Annotated in this window: 13 protein-coding genes; 9 read left to right on the top strand and 4 right to left on the bottom strand. The window is 70.6% G+C overall.

Going from position 1 to position 16,079, the window contains the following annotated elements; all coding sequences use genetic code 11:
• Positions 1–171: 171 nt before the first annotated feature.
• The 7 genes from lipB (at position 172) to B6G06_RS03935 (ending at position 7,312) form a co-directional block, all read left to right on the top strand.
• The gene (lipB, locus tag B6G06_RS03965) at positions 172–870 is read left to right on the top strand and encodes a lipoyl(octanoyl) transferase LipB (protein ID WP_081171068.1); all 699 of its coding nucleotides are present in this window, start codon (positions 172–174) and stop codon (positions 868–870) included.
• 105 nt (positions 871–975) lie between these two features.
• On the top strand, positions 976–2,043 hold the full coding sequence (gene lipA / locus B6G06_RS03960) for a lipoyl synthase (protein WP_080463250.1): 1,068 nt from the start codon (positions 976–978) through the stop codon (positions 2,041–2,043).
• A 106-nt stretch (positions 2,044–2,149) separates the two neighbouring features.
• Positions 2,150–2,872: a DUF4191 domain-containing protein gene (locus tag B6G06_RS03955; RefSeq protein WP_081171066.1), complete on the top strand. Its 723-nt coding sequence runs from the start codon at positions 2,150–2,152 to the stop codon at positions 2,870–2,872.
• Between the two features lie 160 nt (positions 2,873–3,032).
• Positions 3,033–4,457: a type I glutamate--ammonia ligase gene (gene glnA / locus B6G06_RS03950; RefSeq protein ID WP_080463252.1), complete on the top strand. Its 1,425-nt coding sequence runs from the start codon at positions 3,033–3,035 to the stop codon at positions 4,455–4,457.
• Between the two features lie 127 nt (positions 4,458–4,584).
• Positions 4,585–5,514: an ABC transporter substrate-binding protein gene (locus tag B6G06_RS03945; protein WP_081171064.1), complete on the top strand. Its 930-nt coding sequence runs from the start codon at positions 4,585–4,587 to the stop codon at positions 5,512–5,514.
• A gap of 5 nt (positions 5,515–5,519) precedes the next feature.
• A complete protein-coding gene (locus tag B6G06_RS03940) occupies positions 5,520–6,503 on the top strand; it encodes an amino acid ABC transporter permease (protein ID WP_081171062.1) in 984 nt (327 codons plus the stop codon).
• A complete protein-coding gene (locus tag B6G06_RS03935; protein ID WP_081171060.1) occupies positions 6,500–7,312 on the top strand; it encodes an amino acid ABC transporter ATP-binding protein in 813 nt (270 codons plus the stop codon). The genes B6G06_RS03940 and B6G06_RS03935 overlap by 4 nt, the downstream gene beginning before the upstream one ends.
• Positions 7,313–7,508: 196 nt before the next feature.
• Here the strand turns inward: B6G06_RS03935 and B6G06_RS03930 are convergent, their stop codons facing one another.
• The 3 genes from B6G06_RS03930 to glnA (B6G06_RS03920) form a co-directional block, all read right to left on the bottom strand.
• A complete protein-coding gene (locus B6G06_RS03930) occupies positions 7,509–8,195 on the bottom strand; it encodes a histidine phosphatase family protein (protein ID WP_080463256.1) in 687 nt (228 codons plus the stop codon).
• 90 nt (positions 8,196–8,285) lie between these two features.
• Positions 8,286–11,753: a bifunctional [glutamine synthetase] adenylyltransferase/[glutamine synthetase]-adenylyl-L-tyrosine phosphorylase gene (locus B6G06_RS03925; protein WP_081171058.1), complete on the bottom strand. Its 3,468-nt coding sequence runs from the start codon at positions 11,751–11,753 to the stop codon at positions 8,286–8,288.
• Between the two features lie 43 nt (positions 11,754–11,796).
• Positions 11,797–13,128 (bottom strand): type I glutamate--ammonia ligase, encoded by a 1,332-nt coding sequence (gene glnA, locus B6G06_RS03920; protein ID WP_080463258.1) that lies wholly within the window; start codon positions 13,126–13,128, stop codon positions 11,797–11,799.
• A 157-nt stretch (positions 13,129–13,285) separates the two neighbouring features.
• Here glnA (B6G06_RS03920) and panB point away from each other — a divergent pair, with 157 nt between their 5' ends.
• Positions 13,286–14,134, top strand: a complete 849-nt coding sequence (gene panB / locus B6G06_RS03915; protein WP_081171056.1) for a 3-methyl-2-oxobutanoate hydroxymethyltransferase — start codon at positions 13,286–13,288, stop codon at positions 14,132–14,134.
• A gap of 58 nt (positions 14,135–14,192) precedes the next feature.
• On the opposite strand, the gene B6G06_RS03910 is transcribed toward panB, so the two are convergent.
• Entirely contained in the window at positions 14,193–14,918 is a 726-nt protein-coding gene (locus tag B6G06_RS03910; RefSeq protein WP_080463260.1) for a histidine phosphatase family protein, read from the bottom strand.
• A 121-nt stretch (positions 14,919–15,039) separates the two neighbouring features.
• Between B6G06_RS03910 and map the strand changes: the two genes are divergently transcribed.
• Positions 15,040–15,948 carry a type I methionyl aminopeptidase gene (gene map / locus B6G06_RS03905; protein ID WP_080463261.1) on the top strand — a complete coding sequence of 303 codons (909 nt, stop codon included), beginning with the start codon at positions 15,040–15,042 and terminating at the stop codon, positions 15,946–15,948.
• The last annotated feature ends 131 nt before the right edge of the window (positions 15,949–16,079 follow it).

The raw sequence follows: 16,079 nt of genomic DNA, 5'->3' as shown, positions 1-16,079 counted from the left end.
CTGCGGAGCTCGGCGGAAGTAGCCTGGAGAATCTGTGGATAACTCATCGGATGTTGACGCCGACGGCCGTCCCAGCGACTCCTGGCCCATGGCCCGCACGCAGCCCCGCCGCTGCCCGTGGCCTACTGTGGGCCCGTGCAGCACATGACAGCCAGCGCCCCGACGCTCCCCATGGACCGCCTGGACATTGATCTGGGCGAGCGCCTCGTCCCCTATGGCGAGGGGGCGCGCCTCCAGGACGCCGTCCACGCCGCCGTCGTCTCCGGGAGGCGGCGCTCGACGATCATCGCCCTGGAGCACGAGCCGGTGTACACGGTGGGGCGCCGCACGCATTCCTGGGAGCGCCCGAAGGGGGACATCGCGGGCCCGGATCGAGTGCCCGTGGTCAACGTCGACCGCGGGGGCAAGGTGACCTGGCACGGGCCGGGGCAACTGACCGTCTACCCGATCGTGCGCCTGGCCGAGCCCATCGACGTCATCAAGTACGTGCGCGCGCTGGAGGCCGCGGTCATGGATGTCTGCGCAGAGCTCGGGATCCCCTCGACGCGCATCGAGGGGCGCTCGGGCGTATGGGCACCGGGCCGCCCAGACGATCCCCGAGGGCCCTTCTTCCGGGCGGAGCGGAAAATCTGCGCTCTCGGCGTGCGCGTGGCGAGAGGCGTCACGAAGCACGGGATCGGGCTCAACGTCAGCCCGGATCTCGATGCCTTCGCCCTGGATCGGATCATCCCCTGCGGTATCGACGACGCCGGGGTCACCTCCATCGCCGCCGAGGTCGGCAGGCCGCCGGGCGCGCTCGCGGCGGGCGCGCTCGCCGACGGCGTCGTCGCCGCCCTCGAGGACCATCTCGCCCCGCTGCGAGCAGATTGAGCGCGGAGACGCTGGCTGGAGAATCACATAGGCCCTCAGTCCCATAACGTCGCGTGGGGCAATACACTGTCAGGGCTCGCGCGAATGCACTCAGAAGGAGAGCCCGTGGTAGACACGATCGCCCCCAAGGCCACATCCAGGGCAGGCACAGCCGTCGCCCCCGAGGGCCGCAGGCTGCTGCGCGTCGAGGCCCGCAACGCCGAGACGCCCATCGAGTCCAAACCCTCGTGGCTGCGCACCAGGGCCGTCGTCTCCGAAACATATGAGGATGTGCGCGGCCTGGTGCGCGAGAAGAACCTGCACACCGTGTGCGCCGAAGCGAACTGCCCCAATATCTACGAGTGCTGGAACGACCGCGAGGCGACCTTCCTCGTGGGCGGGGAGATCTGCACCCGTCGCTGCGACTTCTGCGACATCGCCACTGGCCGCCCCACGGAGTACGACGTCGACGAGCCCCGGCGCGTGGCGGCCTCCATCAAGGAGATGGAGCTGCGCTACGCCACGGTCACCGGCGTGGCCCGCGATGACCGGCCCGACGGCGGCGCCTGGCTCTACGCCGAGACCTGCCGGCAGATCCACGAGCTCTCCCCGACCACCGGCGTCGAGCTGCTCATCCCCGACTTCAAGGGGGACCCGGGCGCCCTCGCCGAGGTCTACTCCTCGCGCCCGGAGGTCCTGGGCCACAACGTGGAGACGGTCCCGCGTATCCACAAGCGCATCCGCCCCGCATTCTCCTACGAGCGCAGCCTGGACGTCATCCGCTCGGCCTCCGAGGCGGGCCTGGTGACCAAGTCGAACCTCATCCTGGGCATGGGCGAGACCCTCGAGGAGATCGAGGAGGCGATGGCGGCGCTCGTCGAGGCGCGCTGCGACATCTTGACGATCACGCAGTACCTGCGCCCCTCCAAGCTCCACCACCCCATCGACCGCTGGGTCAAGCCGCAGGAGTTCATCGAGCTGTCCTCGCTGGCAGAGGAGATGGGCTTCGCCGCTGTCATGAGCGGGCCGATGGTCCGCTCCTCCTACCGCGCCGGGATGCTGTGGGGCAGGGCCGTGGTCAAGCGCGGCTGGGAGGTGCCCGAGCACCTGCGCTCCCTCACCGAGCCGACGACCGCGCGCCAGGAGGCCAGCGCGCTCCTCGCCCCCTCCCCCGCTCTGGCCGCCGCCTCCTGAACCGGTCATCCGCCCCGCGCGGGCGCCGGGCCCCGGGGCCGCAAGACACGGCCGAGGATCGATTTACCACCGGGCCGCGCCTGCGGCGTCGTCTATCCTGTTCACCGTGAGCACAGCCCGAAGCACCCAGCCCAAGAAGAAGCGCCGCCTGGCCGCCTACGCCCAGAACCTCAAGGACGCCTACACCATCTCGCGGCGCACCTACCCGTGGATCGGTTGGGCGCTGATCGGCACCGCCGCCGCCTCGATCCTCCTGTCGATCGCGATCGCCCTGGGCACCGGGATGGCGGTCTGGTACTGGGTGATCCTCGGGATCATGCTCGCCTTCCTCCTCGACATGATCCTGCTGTCGTGGACGGTGCGCCGGGCCTCCTACTCCCAGATCGAGGGCGTCCCCGGCGCGGCCAAGGCCGTGCTCGACCAGGTCGGCAGGGGCTGGTATCTGGAGGAGCAGCCGGTCGCCATCAATCCCAAGACCCAGGACGTCATCTGGCGCCTGGTGGGCCGCCCTGGCATCGTGCTCGTCGTGGAGGGCCCCACGGGCCGCACGCAGCGACTGGTGACCGATGAGCGCAAGAAGATCAACCGCATCCTGTCCACGGTCCCCCTCCACGTCATCAACATCGGCACCGATGAGGGCCAGGTCCGCCTCGGCGAGTTGTCGGCCGCGCTGCGCAAACTGCCCACCAAGCCGACCCGCCTGACGGACTCCGAGATCTCCCAGGTCTCCAAGCGCCTATCCTCCCTGGGGACCAAGGGCCTGCCGATCCCCAAGGGCATCGATCCATCCAAAGTCCGCCCGGACCGCCGGGCCCTGCGCGGCCGCTGAGCCGGGCGCGGCCGCGGCCCCAGAGCGCTGACGGCCAACGAGGGCGCCTCGGCCGAAACACCAGGGACACACGCGCGGCACCGCCGCGTCATCGCCGCGCGCCTAGGCTCATCACCTGCCGCACCCGCAGCGGAACCAACGATCGTCGAGGAGCAAACCCATGTTCAAGGACGCCGCCGAGGCACTGGAGTACATCGAGCGGGAAGGGGTCGAGCTCGTCGATGTGCGCTTCTGCGATCTTCCCGGCATCATGCAGCACTTCACGATCCCGGCGGCGGCGTTCAAGTCTGACGCCCTCACTGACGGCCTCATGTTCGACGGCTCCTCGATCCGCGGTTTCACCGCTATCCACGAGTCGGATATGAAGCTCATCCCCGATGTCACGACGGCGTTCCTCGATCCTTTCCGCGCGCGCAAGACCCTCATCATCAACTTCTCGATCGTCGACCCCTTCACCGACGAGGTCTTCTCACGCGATCCCCGCTCCATCGCCGCCAAGGCCGAGGACTACTTGCGCTCCACCGGCATCGCCGACACCTGCTTCATCGGCGCCGAGGCCGAGTTCTACCTCTTCGACTCCGTGCGCTTCGCCTCCACTCCCCAGGGCGCCTTCTACGCCGTCGACTCCGACGAGGCCTCCTGGAACTCCGGGCGCGAGGAGCCCGGCGGGAACCAGGGCTACAAGGTCGCCTTCCAGGGCGGCTACTTCCCGGTCTCCCCCACCGATCAGATGGCGGACCTGCGCGATGAGATGGTGCGGGTCTGCCTGGAGACGGGCCTGGACATCGAGCGCGCCCACCACGAGGTGGGCACCGGCGGCCAGCAGGAGATCAACTACCGCTTCGCCCCACTGCTGACCGCCGGCGACGACATGATGAAGTTCAAGTACGTCATCAAGAACGTCGCCTGGGGGGCGGGCAAGTCCGCCACCTTCATGCCCAAGCCGCTCTTCGGCGCGGCGGGATCGGGTATGCACTGCCACCACTCCCTGTGGAAGGACGGGCGCCCCCTGTTCTTCGACGAGCGCGGCTACGGCCAGCTCTCCGACGTCGCCCGCTGGTACATCGGCGGCATCCTCGCCCACGCCCCGAGCCTGCTGGCGTTCACCAACCCGTCGGTCAACTCCTACCACCGGCTCGTCCCCGGTTTCGAAGCGCCCGTCAACCTGGTCTACTCGGCGCGCAACCGCTCGGCGTGCATCCGCATCCCCGTCACCGGCTCCTCACCGAAGGCCAAGCGCGTGGAGTACCGGGTCCCGGACCCGTCGGCGAACCCCTATCTGTGCTTCTCCGCCGTCCTCATGGCCGGAATCGATGGCATCCGCAACCGGATCGAGCCGCGCGAGCCCATCGACAAGGACCTCTACGAGCTCGCCCCCGAGGAGTACTTCGACATCGAGAAGCTGCCCTGCACGCTCGACGCCGCCCTGGAGGCCCTGGAGGCCGACCACGACTACCTCACCGAGGGCGATGTCTTCACCCCCGATCTCATCGAGACCTGGATCGACTACAAGCGGTCCAACGAGATCGATCCGCTTCGGGCCCGCCCGAACCCCTACGAGTTCGAGTTGTACTACGACATGTGAAGCAGGCGGGGGCGGGCGTATGGGCGCCCGCCCCCGGCCGTGACACGCGCAATACTCACTCCATGCAATAGATATGCACCGGAGTGGATAGAGTGGGCCACGGTCATCTACCCCGAGGAGCCGTCCCATGCGCACCACCCCCACCCGGGCCATCGCAGCCATCGCCGCAATCGGCCTGGCCGCCGGCCTGTCTGCCTGCACGAACGCCAACGACCTCGCCACCGGGTCCGCCAAGGCCAAGACCCAGGGCTACGACGTCTCGAGCATCACCAAGCAGGACGATATCGCCGCCCTCCTGCCCGCCGGGGCGCTCGGCGCCGACGGCAGGCTCGATATCGGCGCCGCCACGGACTACGCCCCCGCCGAGTTCCTGGACGCCGACGGCAAGCCGATCGGATACGACGCCGATCTCGCCCAGGCCCTTGGGAAGGTCCTCGGCGTCGACGCCACGATGCACTCCGCCTCCTTCGACTCGATCATCGCCAAGGTGGGCACCGAGTACGACGCGGGCATCTCCTCGTTCTCCATCACCAATGAGCGCATGCAGAACGTGGATATGATCCAGTACGTCCAGGTCGGCAGCCAGTTCAACGTGGTCAAGGGCAACCCCAAGGGCCTCGACGTCTCCGACCACCTCAACCTGTGCGGCAAGGTCGTGGGCGTCCAGACGGGCACGGCCCAGGCCGATGCCCTGGAGGCCGACTCCCAGGCCTGCGCGGCCGCGGGCCAGGACGCCATCGACATCCGCTCCTACGACAAGCAGGCTGAGACAACCTCCGCTCTCGTCGGCAACACCCTGGACGCCACCTACTCGGACTCCACGGTCGCCGGCTACGCCGTCGAGACCACGGACGGCGCCGTCGAGACCATCGGGGAGGTGGAGAACGCCGCGCCCCAGGGCGTGGTCCTGCAGAAGAACTCCCAGACCTGTGCCGCGATCCAGGCCGCGCTCCAGTACCTCATGGATGAGGGCATCCTCGCGGATATCCTCGAGAGTTGGGGCGTCGAGGACGCGGCTCTCTCGAGTGCCACCCTCAACCCAGCCGTATCGGAGTGACCCATATGACGGCCGCAGAGAACAACGCCCTGACCAGTTCCGAGAGCGACGCCGTCGTCCTCAACCACCCGCGCCCGGTGCCCCGGCCGGGGACGTGGATCAGCGCCGCGGTCGTCGTGGTCCTCGGCTCGATGCTCGCGCACTCGCTGGTCACCAACGAGAGTTTCCGCTGGGACCGCGTCTGGTTCTTCTTCCGGGAGGTCCACGTCATCCGCGCCGTCGGGTGGACGATCCTCCTGACGTTCCTGGCCATGCTCATCGGCATCACCCTCGCGGTGACGACGGCGATCATGCGTCAGTCCACCAACCCGGTGCTGCGTGGCGTCGCCGTAGCCTACCTGTGGTTCTTCCGCGGCACGCCGATCTACACCCAGCTGGTCTTCTGGGGTGCTCTGTCCGCCCTATACCAGCACCTGAGCCTCGGCGTCCCCTTCGGCCCCGAGTTGCTCACCTTCCAGACGAATGCCGTGTTCACCCCCTTCGTGGCCGCAGTGCTGGGCCTGGGCATCAACGAGGGCGCGTACCTGTCTGAGATCGTGCGCTCCGGGCTGGGCAGCGTGGACCCGGGCCAGGCCGAGGCCGCCGGCGCCCTGGGGATGAGCAAGGGCCAGATCCTGCGCCGGATCATCCTGCCTCAGGCGATGCGGGTGATCGTGCCGCCCACGGGCAATGAGACGATCTCGATGCTCAAGACGACGTCCCTGGTCCTCGCGGTGCCCTTCACTCTGGACCTGACCTTCGTAACGAACTCCTACGCCTCGCGCACCTACCAGACGATCCCGCTGCTCATCGTGGCAGCGCTGTGGTACATCATCATCACTTCGATCCTCATGGTGGGCCAGCACTACCTGGAGCGCTACTACGGGCGCGGCTTCGATTCCTCGCGCCCGGGGGCCGGTGGCAAGCGGCGCCGCCTGTCGGCGCGCCAGCAGGCCATCCTCGACGCCCACACCACCAAGGCCGATCCCTTCATGGAGGTCACCCCGTGAGCCAGTCACCTCCCCAGCAGGCCGCCCCGGCGACGGAGCCCAAGGTCCGCGTCTCCGGTCTCCACAAGTTCTTCGACGAGCTCCACGTGCTGCGCGGCATCGACCTCACCGTCCCGGCGGGCACCGTCACGGTGCTCGTGGGGCCTTCGGGCTCAGGCAAGTCCACACTGCTGCGCTGCATCAACGAGTTGGAGTCCATCGATGCCGGGCGCGTGTGGGTCGATGGCGAGCTCATCGGCATGCGGGAGGCCCCCGGCCGCGACGGCAAGCCCGTACTGCACTCCTTGTCGGACAAGCAGCGGGCGGCACAGCGCGCCAAGATCGGCATGGTTTTCCAACGGTTCAACCTGTTCCCCCATATGACGGCGATCCAGAACGTCATGGAGGCGCCCGTCCACGTCAAGAAGACTCCCAAGGAGCAGGCCCGCAAGCGGGCCGCCGAGCTGCTTGAGCGCGTGGGCCTTGCCGAGCGGATGGATCACTACCCCTCACAGCTCTCCGGCGGTCAGCAGCAGCGCGTCGCCATAGCCCGGGCGCTCGCCATGGATCCCGAGCTCATGCTCTTCGACGAGCCCACCTCCGCGCTCGACCCCGAGCTCGTCGGTGAGGTCCTGGCCGTCATGAAGGACCTGGCCCGGGACGGGATGACGATGGTGGTCGTCACTCACGAGATGGGCTTCGCCCGCGAGGTCGGCGATCAACTGCTGTTCATGGACGGTGGCGTAGTCGTGGAGCGGGGGGTGCCCGCCGAGGTCCTCGACCGCCCCGCCAACGAGCGCACCCGGGCATTTCTGTCCTCCGTGTTGTAGCGGGCTCCCCGAGCGCGGAGCACTCCCGGCCGTTGCGCCCTCGGACCGCGGAAACGGTCTCAGCCCCCAAATACCGTCTCGGCCCGGTATTGCGCCCTCATTCTCGCAGTTCGAGGGCGCAATACCGGGCCGAGACGGTAAGACGGGGACGAGGGCGCAACAGCGGGCCCATGGCGCCCGGTCCCCCACCCGCGCGTCACGCGGAGCCGGTGCCGCCCCTCCACGCACCGTCATTCCAGTCGAGGAGGCACCAGCCGGCATCGGGATCGCCCTCGGCCACCGCGATGCCGGTGTTGCGCAGCGGGTGCTCCGCGACCCACAGCGGATCGGCGCCGCTTCCCGGCGCTGCGCGCAGCGCGGCCCACAGGCGCAGCACCGTGCCGTGGGAGACGAGCAGCGCCGCTCCCCCGCCCCGCTCATCCTGCCCGCCCTCGGGGGCCTCATGGGCCGAGTGCTCCGCGATGGCACGCACAGCGCCGTCGAAGCGCGCAATCGTGTCGAGGCCGTCCTCCAGGGAGCCCGGGATGCGCGCGCCCAGCCTGCCCGCCATCCATGCGCGTGTCGTATCCACATAGCAGGCCACCGACCGCTCATCCGTGGCCATCTCCAGATCACCCGCGAGGGCTTCGCGCAGCCCCGGCAGGATCGTTGCCCGCAGCCCCGTGGCCCGCTCGACCGGTTCCATGGTCTGGCGCGCCCGCAGGATCGGGGAGACCCATAGTGAGGAGAGACCCGCCAGGAGCCCCGCGTCCTCCAGTCTTCCCGGGATAGTGGCGGCCTGCTCGCGCCCGTTCTCGTCGAGGGGCTGGCCGGGGAAAGCCGTATCGAGGGCCTGCATGACATTGGCGATGGTGCGCCCGTGGCGCACGAGGATGAGTTTCACGGCCTTATCCTGCCAGCGCCGGTGCTCACCGAGACCGCCTCCGAGTCATCCTGAGCCCCTTCAGGCCATCCCGGGCGTGCCGAGGGCCGCTCAGGACCACGGGTACGGCCCGGCATTGCGGCGGGGGATGCGCCACCGCGGGCAGGTCGAGCGGGACGACGATGCCCTCTCGGGAGTCACGGTCTGACCTGCTCGGCCGACCTGACCCGACAGCGTCGCGCCCGCCGGGCCGGGGGCGGTGGGCCGCGCGAGCGCCGATCCCCGTCGGCTCGGCTGGCCCTGCTGCTCCAGCTGATCCGGCAGCCCTGGTCCCCCTCCGGCCGAGCGCAGCACGCGTTCGACAACGGCGCGAGCGTGGCGGGCACTGCGCCGGTAGAGGTCCTCCAGGTCCCGCTCGCTGCCGCTGGCGAGCCCCAGGAGCCTGCCGACCAGCCGGATGCCCCGCTCGTCGGAGGGCAGGATGTCCACCCGCGCGCCGGAGTCGCGGCCCACGCCGAGCACCGTGGCGGCCCGGATGCGGGTGGCCAGGATCCAGGCGCTCATGAGAACGCCGGCGTCATCGACTGGTAGCAGCTCGGCCTCGGCGGCCGCCATGAGCGCCTCGAGGGTGGAGGTTGTGCGCAGGGCACGAACCTCGTGGGCGTGGGCGAGCTGGAGGACCTGCGCCACCCATTCGACGTCGGAAAGACCCCCGGGGCCGAGCTTGAGGTGCCGGGCGGGGTCGGCGCCCCGCGGCAGGCGCTCGGCCTCCATGCGGGCCTTGAGCCTGCGGATCTGGCGCAACTCCTCCTCCCCCAGACCATCGACGGACCATCGCAGGGGGGCGACGAGGGCCAGGAACTCCTCGCCCAGCGCCGTATCCCCCGCGCAGGCCCTAGCCCGCAACAGCGCCTGGCGCTCCCACACCGCCGACCACGAGCCGTAGTACTCGGCGGCTGAGGCCAACGACCGGCTGAGCGCGCCCTGGCGCCCCTCGGGCCTCAGGCCCGCGTCGATCGCGAGCGGGTGCGGGCCTGAGACGAGCAGGCGCATCGTGGCACGGGCCACCTCGTCGGCCTCGCGGGCGGCAGCGCGCTCATCAGCCCCGGGACGCGGGGCGTGGAGGAAGATGACATCGGCGTCCGAGGCGTAGGTGGTCTCCTCCCCTCCGAGCCGCCCCATGGCGATGACGGAGTGCCGGGCCAGCGAGGCGGTCTGGCCGCCACTCCCGCCGTCCCCCCCCTGCTGTCCGCGCTGGGCGACGACGAGCCTGATCGCGGCCCGCAGGGCGCCATCGATGACGGCATCCGTGGTGCTGGTCAGGATGCGGGCTGTGCGGGCCGGGTTGACGCCGTCGAGGGAGTCGGCCAGGGCCGCCCGCAGCAGCTCGCGGGTGCGCACGCCCAGGATCCTGCGCACGGCCTCGGCGCTGCGCGCCTCCGCCTGGGCGGGCGTGGCCCCCTCGAGGCCGCGACGGGCGAGGATCCTGGTGATCTCCTCGCGCAACTGCTCGCCGCTGCGCGGGGCGAGCTCGGCATCGTCGTCCAGCCAGGCGACGGCCTCCGGACGCTCGGCGAGGCGGTCCGTGGTCCATCGGGCCCCGGAGACCACCTGGCACAGGCGCTGGGCGGCCACGGGCGAGTCCCGCAGCAGTGCCAGGTACCAGTGGGAGGTGCCGATGTCGTCGGAGAGGCGCCGGAAGCCGAGCAGCCCGTTGTCCGGGTCCGGGCCCTCGCCGATCCACCCGATGATGACCGGCAGGAGCTGGCGCTGGATAGCGGCGCGGCGGCTGATGCCCTCGGTGAGGGCCTGGATGTGCCGCAGAGCGCCGTCGGGGTCGAGGTAGCCGACGGCGGCCAGCCGGTCCCGGGCGGCCTGCGGGCTGAGCCGCATCTCGTCAGCGGACAGGGCCGCGGCGGCGCCCAGAAGGGGCCGGTAGTAGATCTCCTCGTGGAGGGCGCGCACCTGCCGGCGACGGGCCCGGAAGGCGGTGCGGAGGTCGCCGGGCTCGGGGATGCCGATCCCCCGGCCGATGCGGCGCAGATCGGCGTCGCGCTCGGGCAGGTCGTGGGTGCGGCGCAGCCGGTGCAGCTGGGCGCGGTGCTCCAGGAGTCGCAGCTCCCGGTAGCCCTCGTCGAGCGCGAGGGCGTCATCGCGGCCCACGTACCCGCCCACGGACAGCGCCGCCAGCGCGTCGAGCGTGGAGCGCACCCGCAACTCGGCGTCGGCGCGCCCGTGGACGAGTTGGAGGAGTTGGACGGTGAACTCAACGTCCCGCAGGCCACCGGGGCCGAGCTTGATGCGCCTGTCCTCCCCCATCCGCTGGGACTCGTACTCCACCCGGCGGCGCATGGCACGGGCGTCGTCGACGAAATGGGGCCGCGAGCTCGCCGACCAGATGAAGGGGGCAATGGCCTCCTCGTAGGCGCGGCCGAGCACCGGGTCCCCCGCGGCGGCTCGCGCCTTGAGGAGCGCCTGGAACTCCCAGGAGGAGGCCCAGCGCTCGTAGTAGGCCACGTGCGAGGCGAGGGTGCGCACGAGGGCGCCATCCTTCCCCTCGGGGCGCAGCCCTGTGTCCAGGGGCCACAAGGAGGGCTCGCTCCCAGAGGCGGAGGTGGCACGGTGCAGGTGACCAGCGATCTCGGTACCCAGGCGCACGAGCTCGGCCTCGCCGGGCTCCTCGGCGGTCCCGGCGACGGCGGCGGCGGGTCCGACGACATGAATGACATCGACGTCGGAGATGTAGTTGAGCTCGCGCCCGCCGGCCTTGCCCATGGCGATGACGGCGAAGGCGACCCTGCGCGCATCCGCCCCCACACCCGCGCGGGCGATGAGGAGGGCGGCCTCGAGGGCGGCGTCGGCCAGGTCGGCCATCGCGGCACCGACGACGCCCACGTGGGCGGCGGGGGCGGTTGAGACGAGGTCGTCGGCGGCGATCGCGAGCAGCCGATCGTAGTAGGCGCGGCGCATCGCAGCGGTGGCCGCTTCGATCGCCGCGGGATCGGCGGGGCCGGCCGAGGCGAGGGGATCGGCTCCCGCGTGAGCAGCGAGGGCCTCGCGCGCGGCATCGACGAGGAGGAGGGAGGCGTCGGGACGGCCGGGCGCGTTCCAGGCGCGCTCGGGACTCAGGGCGTCGAGGTGATCGGGGTGGGAGACGAGGAAATCGCCGAGCGCCTGGGACGCCCCGAGGACCGCGAGCAGCCGATCGGCGTGGGCCCGGGAACCCCCACCCGCCCCTTCCCGGACGGGCTCGCCGACGACGGCGCGCAGGGCCGCGATGAGGCCGTTGGCGGCGGTCGGGTCGTCCTCCTGGGCAAGCACCGCGGCCAGGCGCAGGAGCGAGAGCAGGGCCAGATCGGGGTCAGCGGTGTCGCCCAGGGCGTCGATGAGACGGCCCCTCGCCTCGGCGGCTTCCCCACTCGCGCGGCTGATGAGCTCCGCGAGCGCCCGGTCCTCCAGGGCCCGCAGGGCGCGGTCGGGCTCGGCGAAGCCGGCGCCGAGAAGCCTGCGGCGCGGGCTGGGCGATGGCAGTCCCATGAGCGGGGTCATGCCGCCGGCGCGCCGACTCTCGCTGGCCATGAGCTCATCCCTCCTGCGCCTCGCTCCCGGGCGTCGGCCCGCCTCAGGCGCGGCGGAAGAACTGGCCGATCTCGAAGTCGGTGACCTGGGCGTCGTAGGCCTGGTACTCATGCCTCTTGTTGCGCTGGAAGTACTCGAAGGTGTCCTCCCCCAGGGTATCCGCCACGAGGTCGGAGCCGCTCATCGCGGATACCGCCCGCTTGAGGGATGTGGGCAGAGCCTCGATGCCCAGGGCGTCGCGCTCGCCGTCGGTCAGGGCCCACACGTCGTCCTCGGTCTCGGCGGGCAGGTCATATCCCTCCTCAATGCCCTTCATGCCCGCGGCGAGGATGGTGGCGAAGGCGAGGTAGGGGTTGGCGGCGGGGTCGAGGGAGCGGTACTCGACGCGCACGGCCTGCGCCTTGCCGGGCTTGTGCATGGGGACGCGCACGAGGGCGGAGCGGTTGTTGTGGCCCCAACACACGTAGCTCGGGGCCTCGTCCCCGCCCCACAGGCGCTTGTAGGAATTGACGTACTGGTTGGTGATCGCGGTGATCTCCTTGGCGTGACGCAGTATCCCGGCGATGAAGGCGCGACCGGTGGCGGAGAGTTGGTATTGGCCGGCGGGATCGTAGAAGGCGTTGTGGTCGCCCTCGAATAGGGAGAAGTGCGTGTGCATGCCGCTGCCGGGCTGGCCGACGAAGGGCTTGGGCATGAAGGTCGCGATGCAGCCCTCCTGGATGGCGACCTCCTCGATGACGGCGCGGAAGGTCATGATGTTGTCAGCCATCGACAGGGCATCGGCGAAGCGCAGGTCGATCTCGTTCTGGCCCAGGCCCCCCTCGTGATGGGAGAACTCCACGGAAATGCCCATCTGCTCGAGCATGAGGATGGCGCGGCGACGGAAGTCATGGGCGGTGCCGCCGGGGACGTGGTCGAAGTAGCCGGCGTCGTCGGTGGGGGTGATGCGGCCCCGCTCGTCGCGGTTGACGAGGTAGAACTCGATCTCGGGGTGGATGTAGCAGGTGAATCCGGCGTCGGCGACGCGCGCGAGCTGGCGCTCGAGGACGGCGCGCGGGTCAGTGCGGGCGGGCTCGCCGTCGGGCGTAAGCACGGAGCAGAACATGCGCGCGACGCGGTCGCGGTCATTGCGCCAGGGCAGCATCTGGAAGGTGGAGGGGTCGGGGCTCAGGAGCATGTCGGACTCGTAGACGCGGGTGAGGCCCTCGATGGTGGAGCCGTCGAAGCCGATGCCCTCCTCGAAGGCGGCCTCGACCTCGGCCGGCGCGATGGCCACGGACTTGAGCTGGCCGAGAACATCGGTGAACCACAGTCGAACGAAGCGGACATCCCGCTCCTCGATCGCGCGGAGCACGTACTCCTGCTGCTTGTCCATGCTGCTCCTCATCTCTGATCAGCGCTCGGATCCCGACGGCGGTACCGGGACGCCCCGACTCTATCGGGAGCGGGAGTCGGCCGGGTTTCGGCGCGCGGGTCGCGGGCGGGCCGGCGGGCGGCGTGAAGGGCCCTGTGGTGGCGGCTAGGCTGGAATCATGGCAAGCACGGACTCCTCCTACGCTCCCCCGAGCGCCCTGCCGCCGGCCGGCAAGCCGGTGCGCGTCCACCACCTCGCGGCCGCGAAGGCCGGGGGCGAGCGCCTGACCATGCTCACCGCCTATGACGCCGTGACTGCGTCGATCCTCGATGCAGCGGGCACGGACATGCTCCTGGTCGGCGACTCGATCGGCAATGTCATGCTCGGCCACGGCTCCACGCTGCCGGTGAGCCTCGATGAGATGGCCGTGGCGACGCGGGCCGTGGCCACGGCGACGACGCGCGCGCTCGTCGTCGCCGATCTGCCCTTCGGCACCTATGAGGCGGGGCCCGCTCAGGCCTTGGAGTCGGCCACCCGGCTGGTCAAGGCCGGGGCCAACGCGGTCAAGCTGGAGGGCGGCGCGCCGCGTGCGGCGACGGTCCGCGCGCTCAGCGAGGCGGGGATCCCGGTCGTGGGGCACCTGGGCTTCACCCCGCAATCGGTGAACATGCTCGGCGGCTTCCGCGTCCAGGGGCGCGGCGAGGCCGCCTCCCAGGCGCTGCTGGCGGACGCCTCCGCCCTGGCGGGCGCTGGGGCGATTGCCCTCGTTCTGGAGATGGTGCCGCAGGACCTCGCCGCAGCCGTCACCAGGGCTCTCGACGTTCCCACGATCGGCATCGGCGCAGGGGCGGGCTGCGACGCGCAAGTGCTCGTGTGGACCGATATGGCGGGGATGACGGACTGGAAGCCCCGCTTCGCCCGCGCGTTCGGCGAGGTGGGTGCCGCCCTGCGCCAGGCCGCCGAGGACTTCAACGCCGCGGTGCGCGACGGATCCTTCCCCAGCGCCGAGGAGAGCTTCGCCTCCTGATCGTGCCAGGGGCGCGCAGTGACGGCCGGCGCTCGCCGCGACGAGCGCCGGCCGCGGCTCACAGCCCCTCGGGCCGGGTGAAGTCGATGGGAACGATGTCGACGCCGTCGAAGACGCCGCTCATGTCCTCGGTCGGGAAAGTCACGCCCTGATTGCCGGGGTCGAGGGCCCAATCCAGGAGGCGGGGGGAGCCGCCGGGGACCGTCGGGTCGACCTCGACAGTGGTGATGGCGCAGTTGGCCATGGGCGCCTTGGAGTAGACCTCCAGGCCGATCCAGCGGGCCATGATCGTCATGATCGTCATGCCGTGGGAGACCGCCAGCGCCTCGGCGTCGCTCTTGCCGGCATCGGCATCGGCCCGCAGATCGGCCAGGATGCGGGCAAGGGCGCCATCGATGTCGCGCAGGTAGTCGGTGGCGCTGATGCCCTCGGGCGCCCCCTCGAAGCGGCCGGACAGGACCCCGGGCAGCAGCGTGCGCGTGGGCAGGGCGGCGATCATCTCGGGGTCGGGGCCGCCGTCGTAGATCCCGTAGTCGTATTCGCGCAGCCCGGTGAGGATGGTGCGCGGGAGCTCGCGGCCCTCGGTGAGGATGTCCGTGGTCTCGACGACCCGCCCCAGGGGGCTGAGGTAGACACGGGTGAGGGGGTAGCCGGCCAGGAAGTCGCGGGCCATCGCGGCGCCCTCGCGCCCCGAAGGGGTCAGGGGCGAGTCCGCTGAGCCCTGGGTGCGGTGCTGCTCATTGAGGACAGTGCGGCCGTGGCGCACGAAGTGGATCTTTGCCATGGTCACATCGTAGGTCACACCACCGCCCGGGAGGGGGCGCTTGGGACGGGTCGGATCGCGCGCATCCGGGAGGGGAGACGAGCGGGCTGTGCGCCCACTGCCCGGCTCCTATGCTGTGGGCATGACTGCTCCGACGCCCCCTGGATCCCCCCATCGCTCCGGCGCCGATCGGGCGCCGCGCGGAACCCTCGTGCCCGGCATCGTCGGGCCCCGGCGCGACGTGCCCGAGTCGATCGCCCGCCCCGAGTACATGTTCCACGATGGGCCCGAGAGGGTGACGGCCTCGGACATCAAGTCCCCCGAGACCGTTGAGCGCATCCGGGCGGCGGGCAGGATCGCGGCGCGGGCCATGCAGGCCGCTGCGGCAGCGATCGCGCCGGGCGTGACCACCGATGAACTGGACCGTATCGCCCACGAGTATCTGTGCGACCACGGCGCCTACCCGTCCTGCCTGGGTTACATGGGCTTCCCGAAGTCGATCTGCACCTCGATCAACGAGGTGATCTGCCATGGCATCCCCGACTCGACGGCGCTGGACGAGGGCGACCTCATCAACCTGGACGTCACCGCCTACGTCGACGGCGTCCACGGCGACACGAACGCCACCTACGCCGTCGGCGAGGTGGATGAGGAGACGCGCCTGCTCATCGAGCGCACCCGGACCTCCATGGAGCGGGGGATCAAGGCCGTCCGCCCGGGCCGCGAGGTCAACATCATCGGGCGGGTCATCGAGGCCTACGCCAAGCGCTTCGACTACGGCGTCGTGCGCGACTACACGGGCCACGGCGTCGGCGAGGCCTTCCACTCGGGGCTCATCATCCCGCACTACGACTCCGCCCCCCGCTACGACACCGTCATGGAGCCGGGCATGGTCTTCACCATCGAGCCGATGCTCACCCTGGGTGGCATCGAGTGGGACCAGTGGGAGGACGGCTGGACGGTGGTCACCCGGGACCGCTCGCGCACCGCCCAGTTCGAGCACACGCTCGTGGTCACCGAGGATGGCGCGGATATCCTCACCCTGCCCTGAGCCGCCCTGGCGGGCGCCTCGCCGCCGCGTCCGGCCGCGGATCAAGCAGGGTCGCGCACGGGGAGCAGTGCCCGGGTAAGGGTGCCCCGCACGCGGCGCCGATCCGGTACCCGCCGTGTCGGCTTTTCGGT

Source organism: Actinomyces gaoshouyii, from assembly GCF_002076915.1.
Taxonomy (GTDB): Bacteria; Actinomycetota; Actinomycetes; order Actinomycetales; family Actinomycetaceae; genus Actinomyces; species Actinomyces gaoshouyii.
This window is presented reverse-complemented; position numbering and strand designations above follow the sequence as displayed.